The organism is Hydrogenimonas sp., assembly GCF_029933015.1.
In the GTDB taxonomy this organism is placed as follows: Bacteria; Campylobacterota; Campylobacteria; order Campylobacterales; family Hydrogenimonadaceae; genus Hydrogenimonas.
Genome location: NZ_JAOZOZ010000061.1, coordinates 1 through 9,556 on the forward strand (window position 1 = coordinate 1; position 9,556 = coordinate 9,556).

Genomic DNA, 9,556 nt, shown 5'->3' on the forward strand with positions numbered 1-9,556 from the left:
ACACTCAACACTCAACACTCAACACTCAACACTCAACACTCAACACTCAACACGCATAGTGAGCAGAAATATCCACTACCCATCCGCTCAATGATGTCCGTGGTCGTCGTGCTCCGTTTTGCAGGTATTGATGCCGAAAGGTTCGTAGATCGGGCACCAGCCGATCGCTCCGGTGACCAGAGGTATGATGCCGAGCCATCCGATCGGGTTGCCCGTGATCATCGCGAATCCGACGAGAATGATTCCCGCGACGATCCTGCTGAGTCTATCCTGATCTCCCATCTGACATGCCATGATTTGCTCCTTCGTTTAAATGAGTTTTAGGTATATTACCAAAAAACGATTGAAGGATTGCGCATGCATTTTCCGGCCCCTTTGAAATCCAATTCCATCAAGATCATGCTGCTGGGCAGCGGCGAGCTCGGCAAAGAGGTGGCGATCGAGGCGCAGCGTCTCGGTATCGAAGTGGTCGCGGTGGACCGCTATCCGAATGCGCCGGCGCACCAGGTGGCCCACGAAGCCCATGTCATCGACATGCAGAACAGGGAGGAGGTGCTGGATCTGATCCGTCGGGTCCGTCCCACCTACATTCTGCCGGAGATCGAAGCGATCAGTATCGACGCCCTTTTCGAGGCGGAAAAGGAGGGCTTTCACGTCATCCCCAACGCCGAAGCGGTCAACAAGACGATGAACCGCAAAAACATCCGGAAGTTCGCCGCCGAAGAGCTGGGTCTCAAAACCAGCGCCTACCGCTTCGTCTCGACCCTCGAGGAGCTCAGGGAGGCGGCGGATGCCGTGGGCTATCCATGCGTCGTCAAACCGGTGATGAGCTCCTCGGGGCATGGACAGAGCGTGGCGAAGAGCCCCGAGGAGATCGAGAAGTCGTGGGAGATCGCCAAGGAAGCCAGAGGGGACGCCAGCGAGCTGATCGTCGAGGAGTTCGTACGGTTCGATTACGAGATCACCCTGCTGACGGCCCGCAACGAGAAGGAGACGGTCTTCTGCGAGCCGATCGGCCACGAACAGAAGGATGGAGACTACATCTTCAGCTGGCAGCCCGCCTTCATGAGCCCCGAGGCACTGAAAAAGGCACAGGATATCGCCAAAAAGGTGACCGACGGACTGGGAGGCCGCGGTATTTTCGGTGTGGAGCTTTTCGTCAAAGGAGATGAGGTCTACTTCTCCGAAGTGAGCCCCCGGCCCCACGATACGGGGATGGTGACACTGATCACCCAGAGCCAGAGCGAATTCGCTCTCCATCTGCGCGCCGTTTTGGGGCTGCCGCTGGGCTTCACCTTCTTTACGCCGGGTGCCAGCGCGGCCTACAAGGCGAAAGAGGAGAGTGTCACGCCGGTGCTACGCGTGGATGACGAAGCGTTCGCGGCCGACTCCTTCGTGCGGATTTTCGGCAAGCCGGAGAGCCATGAGGGCCGTCGCATGGCGGTCGTGCTGGCGATGGCCGCCAGCGAAACCGAAGCGCTGGCCAAGGCGAAGGAGCGGATCGGCTTCATCGACGACAGCGTCAAGGTGACCAAGGTGGTCGAAGAGATACGAGAAGAGAGCGAAGAGGAAACCTGCGTCATCAAAAAAGTCTTCAAGTTCATATTCGGATGATGGAGATCCTTCAGGTGCACCTGAGTCTTGCGGCGAAGCCTCGGGGAGTGCATCTGGTGACGCGTGAAATCCTCTCCCAGCTTCCGCAGGTTTCCATGTTCGAAACGGGATTGCTGCATCTGTTTCTACAGCATACCAGTGCGGGTCTGGCCATCAACGAAAACGCCGATCCTGATGTGCGGCACGATACCGAGACCTTCATCGACGATCTGATTCCCGAAAATTATCCGAAATTCACCCATGTGCTGGAGGGGAGCGACGACATGCCGGCCCATCTGAAATCGATGCTGTTCGGATGCGAACTGACGATACCGCTTTTTGAAGGCAGGCCGGCTCTGGGCACATGGCAGGGGATCTATCTGATCGAGGCCAGAAACCACGGCGGCAGGCGGCGCATCGTCGCGACGATGCAGGGAAAAGCTCGAAACAACGTGGTATAATAAAATTCATGAAACGAATATTTATAGCCCTTTTTCTTCTCTGGGGCATATCACTGACGGCTGCCAAAGTACAGTGCAGGATCGAGAACGAGAGGATCTACTGTACCTACTATCTCGACAGATCGGACAACCAGTACGGCAAAAACGTGGAGTTTCGATGGATCTCCCCAAACGCGCCGGACGACAACCGTATCCGTCACTTTCAGGTGCCGCCCCGGCACGGTTCGGTCTACGATTACCGCTTCCTTCCGGGTCGCGCGAAGGGTACCTGGCGTGTCGAGGTCATCGACCTGGATACGAACATGACGGTGGAAACCACCTTCGATATCAATACGACCGACAACTCCATGTTCGACGAGGATCTCTACGAAGCTCTCTAAGCCCCGCTTCAAAAATCGAAAGAGGGCTGCTCCAATGTCTTGATTCGAAAACTTCTGCGGTGGATGGGGCAGTAGCCGTGTAACCTTATCGCTTCGATATGGGTATTGGTGCCGTACCCTTTGTGTTTTTCGAAACCGTAGCGGGGATATCTCTTTCCCATTTCGACCATGATTCTGTCACGGGTCACTTTGGCGAGGATACTGGCGGCGCTCACTTGTGGAACATCGAGGTCGGCTTTGACCCGGCATTCGAGTCCCGGGATGCCGAATGTGGTGTTGCCGTCGAAAAGGTAGCCGTCGGCCGGAAGGGTCGCCATGATCTCTTCGAGCCCCTGTCGCAGGCAGGCACTGATGCCCCGCTCGTCGATGGCGGAGGCGTCGAAGGTGACGATATGGAAGGCGGCGTTTTCGACGATGGTCGCAAAGAGCCTCTCCCTTCTCTTTTCGGTGAGTTTTTTGGAGTCCGTCAACCCCTCGACGGGACGATGGAGTATGACGCCGGCCATGACAAGAGGGCCGGCGAGGGGACCGCGTCCCGCTTCGTCGATACCGCACAGTTTTTTCATGGTAAAATCATAGCATTCCGGTGCTGAAGGATGGTTGTGAAAGGTCGGATTCTTCTATTTTCGTTGATCGGTTTTTTTGTGGCGGGATGTGGAGAAAAGCCCGTAACGAAGGTCTACAAAGCGGCATATGAACGACCGATCACATGCCTTGCCCTATCGGTTTTTCCCCCGGATGATAGGCTGGAGAGGGCGATGAGAGCGCTCTATCCCTTCCGAAACGACTGCCCCGTCGTACTGGAAGTCGGACACAAAGAGAACATCTGCTGCAACAGCACCCAGAATGTCCAGCAAAAGACACTCTCCAACTTCCCCCACCATTTTCTGAGACTTGAAATCCGTCGCGGCATGACACCGCTTTACAGCTACTACATCGACCTGGACCACCCTGCCGACGCCGACGACGCGAAAGCCGCTTTCGATCGCCTAAAAGAGGATTTGCCCCTCTCCAATCCCTAATCTCCATTCCCGATCTTCCCGATTCCCGTTTCCCGTTTCCCGTTCCCCGATCTCCCCGGCCAGCCGCCTACTCTTCAAGAATCCATTCGTAGAAGGGTTTGGCCTGCACCGGTATCTCTTCGAACATGAATTCGAAACGGTTGGCGATGGTCAGAATCGTGATGGCCTCTACATGGAGAGTGTCGAGTTCGTCGATCCGTTTGGCGATCTTGGCGGCGGCGCTCTGGGGGTTGGCGAAAGGGGAGAGCAGCAGGGCGTGCCGGTCGGCCGGATCGAAAAAATCGATATTGTCGGTATAGACGCTTTCGGGACGGTCGCGCAGCATCCGGATCGATGCGATCGAATAGAGCTGTCCCATCAGAGATTTTTCGAAATACATCGATGCGGGCATCGCGAAGTCGTACATGATCAGTCGGCGGGCGGCCCCGGGCTGACGATGTTTCTCCATCCACGCCACAATGCGGCGCTCTTCCCAGGATTTCAGGGTCTTGTAGAGCCAGTCCTTGGAGATTTTGTGCTCCTTTTTGATAGTCGTGTAGAGCTGGTTGGGGGTGACGGGTTTGCCGAGAAACCTGGCCATATACCGAAAAAGTGTCAGCTCGCGGGGGGATGGAAAGATGGCGCGTACATGTTCGTGCAGCCGCAGGGTGATCAGCGATTCGTGGACGGTCGCCATGGCGGGCAGAGATCCGGTCCGCAGGTAGAGGGAGAAGGAGTGTTCGAGGTGGATATGTCGCTTTTCGAAAGCCAGGTACTCCTCGAAATCGAGAGGGGGCAGTTCCAGCAGCGGCATCAGGGGATTTTCCCTCCATGGTTCCCGGGTGACGAGTATGCACTGGCGGCATTTTGGCATCGGAAAGGTGCCGTCGAAGTGGTCGATGACGACCGTTTCGATGCGGTGCGTATCGACGAACTGCTGAATCTCAGCGGCGAGCGAGTTCCTGTCGACGCGAAGGTCGGCCAGATCGATGTAGATATGTCTGCGCTTCGGAATGCGGCTGAGATAGTCGAGCACCAGCCACGTCTTGCCGGAGCGGGGAGGGCCGTAGAGATTGAGGGTGTGGGAGGGGATCGATACCTTCCGTTCTACGAATCCGACCGCCTTCGGAGTCGATTCGTAGAACGCTTCGAGCTGCTGCATCGAAATCCCGCGTCGGACAGGATCGTCAGCCGATCTTCAGGCCGATGGCGAAACCGCCCACAGCCGAAGCGCTGCCGGCGAAACCGAACTCCGAAAGCCTCTCTTTGAGAAAGAGGGCGAACTGTTTGAAGGTGCCGGTGCCCGCCTCGACGGTATGTTCGAGCCCCGCTTCGTTGATGGAGACGATGCCGTAGTGCTCGAGAGCGAACATCAGAACGAGGGCGATACCAAGCAGCAGAAGAAGAAGTTTGAAACTCTTTTTGAGAAAATATCCGACGGCCAGACCGATGACGAAGCCCGAACCCATGTCGAGGTAGGGCAGATCGAAAAACTTTTCCGTTATGGAAGATGATGTGGCGTTCGTATCCATGGATTACCTTGATGATATTTTGAATCGCAAGACTGTAATTGTAACAAGAAATCTCCGATGTCAGAAGTCCACGGCCATGAAGTCTCCCGGCCCAGGCAAAGCATACTTTCCTTTTGAAAAGGAAACAAAATTGTGACGAAAACAGGAAAAGTGCCGCGAAAACGTTGCTTTTGCGAAAAGTTTTGAGTATAATCTTGGCTCCAAAAAGCGTTGGTTGCATACCAACAAGTTCTTTTAAGGGAAAACCTATGGAAAAAATTCGACTTAAGCTCAAAGCGTACGATCATCGTGTGCTTGATCGGTCAGTTGCTGCCATCGTAGAAGCAGTCAAACGAACGGGTGCCGAAATACGCGGCCCGATTCCTATGCCTACAAAGATCCGACGCTATACCGTGCTCAGATCGCCTCACGTCAACAAAGATTCACGCGAACAATTCGAAATCAGAATCCATTCACGTATGATCGACATCGTGTCTGCGACACCTGATACGGTCGATTCGCTGATGAAGCTGGATCTGGCACCGGAAGTAGACGTCGAAGTACGATCTATGGGTAACAAGGGGTAACGGATGGAATTCATCGTAGAAAAAATCGGCATGAGCCGAACAATCAATGTACCGAGTATCCCTGTCACGCTTCTTAAAGTGCAGGATATCAAAGTATGCGAGATCACCGAAGACGGTCGCGCCGTCGTCGCCTATGCCGATGGCAAAAAGCGAAACAAGGCGATCGAAGGTCAGCAGAAGAAGTATGGGCTGAGTCCTGAATACAACCGTTTCGCGACACTGAAAGTCGCCAATACCGAAACGGGCGACATCGATCTGACGCCGCTTTCCGAAGCCAAGAGGGTCAAAGTGACCTTCACGAGCAAAGGACGCGGATTCAGCGGTGTCATGAAGCGATGGAACTTCGCGGGCGGTCCCCGAAGCCACGGTTCACGATTCCACAGAGCACCGGGTTCCATCGGTAACTGTGAATGGCCCGGACGCGTACAGCCGGGACAGAAGATGCCGGGTCAGTACGGCAACGCCAAAGTGACAGTAAAAAATGAGATCGTATCGTTCGATCCGGAAAACAGAATCCTTGTCGTCAAGGGTGCGGTACCGGGACCGAACGGCGCGATGGGTCGAGTAAGGATTTCTAAATGAGTACAGCAGTAGTTTTGAACGAAAACCTGGAAAAAGCAGGCGAAGCCGAAGTTCCCGCGAACTTCCTCGAAGCGAGCCCGCACAACCTATATTTATATGTCAAGTCGTACCAGGCTGCGCTGCGTGCCAATACGGCCCACAGCAAAAACCGCTCCGCCGTCAGCGGCGGCGGCAAAAAGCCCTGGAGCCAGAAGGGTCGTGGCGGCGCGCGTGCCGGATCGATCCGAAGCCCGCTCTTCGTCGGCGGCGGTGTCGCTTTCGGACCGAAAGCCAACCGCAACTACGATCAGAAAGTCAACAAGAAGCAGAAGCGCCTCGCGCTGATGCACGCACTGGCTGAAAAAGCGGCCAACGGCAAACTCTACATCGTTGACAGCATCGAAGTCGCAAGCGGCAAGACGAAAGACGCTGCGGCGATGATGAACAAACTGGGCGAGCGTGATGCTCTTTGGGTCAAGTCTCTGATCGACGACAAGACCTATATGGCATTTAGAAATCTTCCGAACTGTTATTTGATCGAAGAGAATGAACTCAACGGCTATCTTGCAGCAGCGTATCGCGCGGTTGTCATCGAGAAAGCGGTTTGGGAAAATCTGACGAAAGAGGGCTGAGATGGCGGATATTACTGATATCAAATCGATACTTTATACAGAAAAGACACTGGGCCTTCAGGAAGAGGGTGTCATCGTGGTTCAGACATCTCCGAAAATGACGAAGAACCAGCTCAAAGCGATCTTCAAAGAGTATTTCGGTGTGAACCCGCTGAAAGTCAACTCTCTTCGCCAGAGCGGCAAGGTGAAGCGTTTCCGCGGCAAAGAGGGGAAACGACCGGATTTCAAAAAGTTCTATGTGAAGCTGCCGGAAGGCGCGAACATCGAGAGCTTGAGCGCGTAAGGGATAGAGAATGGCAATCAAAACATATAAACCGTATACACCCAGCCGACGCTATATGAGCGTCGTCGACAGCAGCGACATCACGAGCAAGCCGACGGTCCGCAAACTGCTGAAAAAGCTTCCCGCAAAAGCCGGACGCAACAATCGCGGCCGTATCACGTCTCGCCACAAAGAGGCGGGTGCGAAGAAGCTCTACCGCATCATCGACTTCAAACGCAACAAGTTCGGCGTCGAGGGTACCGTGGCGACGATCGAGTACGATCCGTACAGAAACTGCCGCATCTGCCTGATCAACTACGCAGACGGCGACAAGCGCTACATCATTCAGCCCAGCGGACTGAAAGTGGGCGACAAGGTACAGGCGGCCGAAAGCGGTCTGGACATCAAACCGGGCAATGCGATGAAGCTGAAAAACATTCCCGTAGGTACACTGGTACACAACATCGAGATGAAACCGGGCAAAGGCGGACAGCTGGTCCGAAGCGCCGGCGGCTACGCGCAGATCATGGGACGCGAAGACAAGTACGTCATCGTCCGTATGCCCAGCTCAGAGATGCGCAAGATTCTCGGCGAATGCATGGCGACGATCGGTACCGTCGGAAACGAAGAGTTCAGCAACATCGTCATCGGAAAAGCGGGACGCAGCCGACACCTCGGTATCCGTCCTCAGACACGCGGTTCCGCGATGAACCCGGTCGATCACCCGCACGGTGGTGGTGAAGGTAAAACGAACTCCGGACGTCATCCGGTCACACCTTGGGGTATGCCGACCAAAGGCTTCAAGACTCGTCGTAAAAAAGCCAGCGATAAACTGATCATTTCACGACGCAAGAAAAAATAAGAGGATAGGTAGACATGGCAAGATCGATTAAAAAAGGTCCTTTTATCGATGAGCATCTGATGAAAAAAGTGCTCAAAGCGAAAGAGACCGGTGATACGAAACCGATTAAGACCTGGTCACGCCGAAGCACCATCTTCCCGGAGATGATCGGTTTGACCATCAACGTCCACAACGGACGCCAGTTCGTTCCCGTATATATCACGGAGAACCACGTCGGATACAAACTCGGCGAGTTTGCACCGACACGTACGTTCCGCGGCCACAAAGGCTCGGTACAGAAAAAGATCGGGAAGTAAGGGGTAGAGTATGAGCAGAGCAACACTGAAATTCATTCGCCTCAGCCCGACGAAAGCCCGCCTGATCGCACGCGAAGTCCAGGGAATGAACGCGGAACTGGCGCTGGCCAGCCTCGAATTCATGCCCAACAAAGCGGCGAAAGTCATTTCGAAAGTGATCGCGTCGGCGGTCGCCAACGGCGGCTACGAGCCCGAAGAGGTCGTCATCTCTTCATGCCGCATCGACAAGGGTCCGGTTCTGAAGCGCTGGAAACCGCGAGCACGCGGCCGTGCATCACGGATCATGAAACCAACATCTCACGTGATCGTCGAAGTCACAGAAGCGAAGGATAAGTAATGGGTCAGAAAGTCAATCCGATTGGTTTGCGCCTTGGTATCAACCGTAACTGGTCATCACGCTGGTATCCGAACTGGCAGCGCGTCCCTGCATTCATCGCAGAAGACGACAAAATCCGCAAGTTCCTCAAAAAGGAGCTCTACTATGCGGGTATCGCCGATATCATCATTGAGCGTACCGCCAAACGACTTCGCGTGACGATCGTCGCGGCCCGCCCCGGCATCATCATCGGAAAGAAGGGTGCGGACATCGAAAAACTGAAAGCACGTCTGCAGAACATGGTGCAAAAGCCGGTGGCGCTGAACATCCGTGAAGAGAAACGCCCCCAGGCTTCCGCACAGCTGGCAGCGGAAAACATCGCGACACAGCTCGAGCGCCGTGTCGCCTTCCGCCGTGCGATGAAGAAAGTGATCCAGGCAGCCCAGAAGGCGGGTGCCAAAGGAATCAAAGTCCAGGTCGCAGGCCGCCTCGGCGGTGCCGAAATGGCCCGGACGGAGTGGTACCTGGAAGGACGCGTGCCGCTGCATACACTGCGGGCGAAAATCGACTACGGTTTCGCGCAAGCCTATACAACTTACGGAATCATCGGTGTCAAAGTTTGGATCTTCAAAGGCGAGGTTCTCCAGAAGGGAATCCAGCCGGAGCCTGTTGAAGAGAAACGTGGCCGCCGTGCTCCGAGACGTGGGAGGAGTTAATCATGTTGATGCCTAAAAGAACGAAATACCGAAAACAGCAGAAAGGTCGCAATCGCGGCAAAGCCTATCGCGGCAACCAGCTGGCTTTCGGAAACATCGGAATCAAAGCGACCGAAGCCGGACGTATCGACAGCCGTCAGATCGAAGCGGCGCGTGTCGCGATGACCCGCCACGTCAAGCGTACGGGCAAGGTCTGGATCCGTGTATTCCCCGACAAGCCGATCACTGCCAAGCCTCTCGAAACACGGATGGGTAAAGGTAAGGGTGCCGTGGACAAATGGGTTATGAACATCAAGCCCGGCCGCATCATCTACGAGATGGCGGGTGTCGAAGAGAAGCTGGCGCGCGAAGCGCTGACGCTTGCGATGCACAAACTTC

Annotated in this window: 17 protein-coding genes; 13 read left to right on the plus strand and 4 right to left on the minus strand. The window is 55.0% G+C overall.

Annotated features, from left to right (window positions below; all coding sequences use genetic code 11):
• Window positions 1-87 precede the first annotated feature (87 nt).
• The gene (locus tag Q1K23_RS05555; protein ID WP_300363126.1) at window positions 88-294 is read right to left on the minus strand and encodes a DUF2892 domain-containing protein; all 207 of its coding nucleotides are present in this window, start codon (window positions 292-294) and stop codon (window positions 88-90) included.
• 63 nt (window positions 295-357) lie between these two features.
• On the opposite strand from Q1K23_RS05555, the gene purT reads away from it, so the two are divergent.
• The 3 genes from purT to Q1K23_RS05570 are packed head-to-tail and all read left to right on the plus strand — an operon-like array spanning window position 358 to window position 2,434.
• Entirely contained in the window at window positions 358-1,614 is a 1,257-nt protein-coding gene (purT, locus tag Q1K23_RS05560; protein WP_300363127.1) for a formate-dependent phosphoribosylglycinamide formyltransferase, read from the plus strand.
• A gap of 14 nt (window positions 1,615-1,628) precedes the next feature.
• On the plus strand, window positions 1,629-2,054 hold the full coding sequence (locus Q1K23_RS05565) for a secondary thiamine-phosphate synthase enzyme YjbQ (protein WP_300363129.1): 426 nt from the start codon (window positions 1,629-1,631) through the stop codon (window positions 2,052-2,054).
• An 8-nt stretch (window positions 2,055-2,062) separates the two neighbouring features.
• On the plus strand, window positions 2,063-2,434 hold the full coding sequence (locus Q1K23_RS05570) for a hypothetical protein (protein ID WP_300363131.1): 372 nt from the start codon (window positions 2,063-2,065) through the stop codon (window positions 2,432-2,434).
• 8 nt (window positions 2,435-2,442) lie between these two features.
• Here the strand turns inward: Q1K23_RS05570 and Q1K23_RS05575 are convergent, their stop codons facing one another.
• Window positions 2,443-3,000: a ribonuclease HII gene (locus tag Q1K23_RS05575; protein ID WP_300363133.1), complete on the minus strand. Its 558-nt coding sequence runs from the start codon at window positions 2,998-3,000 to the stop codon at window positions 2,443-2,445.
• Between the two features lie 192 nt (window positions 3,001-3,192).
• Between Q1K23_RS05575 and Q1K23_RS05580 the strand changes: the two genes are divergently transcribed.
• Window positions 3,193-3,456 (plus strand): hypothetical protein, encoded by a 264-nt coding sequence (locus Q1K23_RS05580; protein WP_300363135.1) that lies wholly within the window; start codon window positions 3,193-3,195, stop codon window positions 3,454-3,456.
• Window positions 3,457-3,523: 67 nt separating this feature from the next.
• On the opposite strand, the gene Q1K23_RS05585 is transcribed toward Q1K23_RS05580, so the two are convergent.
• Both Q1K23_RS05585 and Q1K23_RS05590 read right to left on the minus strand, forming a co-directional pair.
• Window positions 3,524-4,597 carry a hypothetical protein gene (locus tag Q1K23_RS05585; protein WP_300363137.1) on the minus strand — a complete coding sequence of 358 codons (1,074 nt, stop codon included), beginning with the start codon at window positions 4,595-4,597 and terminating at the stop codon, window positions 3,524-3,526.
• A 25-nt stretch (window positions 4,598-4,622) separates the two neighbouring features.
• Window positions 4,623-4,967, minus strand: a complete 345-nt coding sequence (locus Q1K23_RS05590; protein ID WP_300363138.1) for an FUN14 domain-containing protein — start codon at window positions 4,965-4,967, stop codon at window positions 4,623-4,625.
• Between the two features lie 248 nt (window positions 4,968-5,215).
• On the opposite strand from Q1K23_RS05590, the gene rpsJ reads away from it, so the two are divergent.
• From rpsJ to rplP, 9 genes are all read left to right on the plus strand, one after another.
• Window positions 5,216-5,533, plus strand: a complete 318-nt coding sequence (gene rpsJ / locus Q1K23_RS05595) for a 30S ribosomal protein S10 (RefSeq protein WP_300363139.1) — start codon at window positions 5,216-5,218, stop codon at window positions 5,531-5,533.
• A gap of 3 nt (window positions 5,534-5,536) precedes the next feature.
• Window positions 5,537-6,115, plus strand: a complete 579-nt coding sequence (rplC, locus tag Q1K23_RS05600; protein WP_300363140.1) for a 50S ribosomal protein L3 — start codon at window positions 5,537-5,539, stop codon at window positions 6,113-6,115.
• A complete protein-coding gene (gene rplD / locus Q1K23_RS05605; RefSeq protein ID WP_300363141.1) occupies window positions 6,112-6,726 on the plus strand; it encodes a 50S ribosomal protein L4 in 615 nt (204 codons plus the stop codon). The genes rplC and rplD overlap by 4 nt, the downstream gene beginning before the upstream one ends.
• A gap of 1 nt (window position 6,727) precedes the next feature.
• A complete protein-coding gene (locus tag Q1K23_RS05610; RefSeq protein WP_300363143.1) occupies window positions 6,728-7,009 on the plus strand; it encodes a 50S ribosomal protein L23 in 282 nt (93 codons plus the stop codon).
• A 10-nt stretch (window positions 7,010-7,019) separates the two neighbouring features.
• Window positions 7,020-7,850, plus strand: coding sequence for a 50S ribosomal protein L2 (gene rplB / locus Q1K23_RS05615; protein ID WP_300363145.1), 831 nt, complete (start codon window positions 7,020-7,022; stop codon window positions 7,848-7,850).
• A 14-nt stretch (window positions 7,851-7,864) separates the two neighbouring features.
• Window positions 7,865-8,146 (plus strand): 30S ribosomal protein S19, encoded by a 282-nt coding sequence (rpsS, locus tag Q1K23_RS05620; RefSeq protein WP_201351994.1) that lies wholly within the window; start codon window positions 7,865-7,867, stop codon window positions 8,144-8,146.
• 10 nt (window positions 8,147-8,156) lie between these two features.
• Window positions 8,157-8,483, plus strand: a complete 327-nt coding sequence (gene rplV / locus Q1K23_RS05625; protein ID WP_201351993.1) for a 50S ribosomal protein L22 — start codon at window positions 8,157-8,159, stop codon at window positions 8,481-8,483.
• On the plus strand, window positions 8,483-9,178 hold the full coding sequence (rpsC, locus tag Q1K23_RS05630) for a 30S ribosomal protein S3 (RefSeq protein WP_300363148.1): 696 nt from the start codon (window positions 8,483-8,485) through the stop codon (window positions 9,176-9,178). The genes rplV and rpsC overlap by 1 nt, the downstream gene beginning before the upstream one ends.
• A gap of 2 nt (window positions 9,179-9,180) precedes the next feature.
• Window positions 9,181-9,556 (plus strand): 50S ribosomal protein L16 (gene rplP / locus Q1K23_RS05635; protein ID WP_300363150.1); only part of this gene is annotated, 376 nt, incomplete at its 3' end.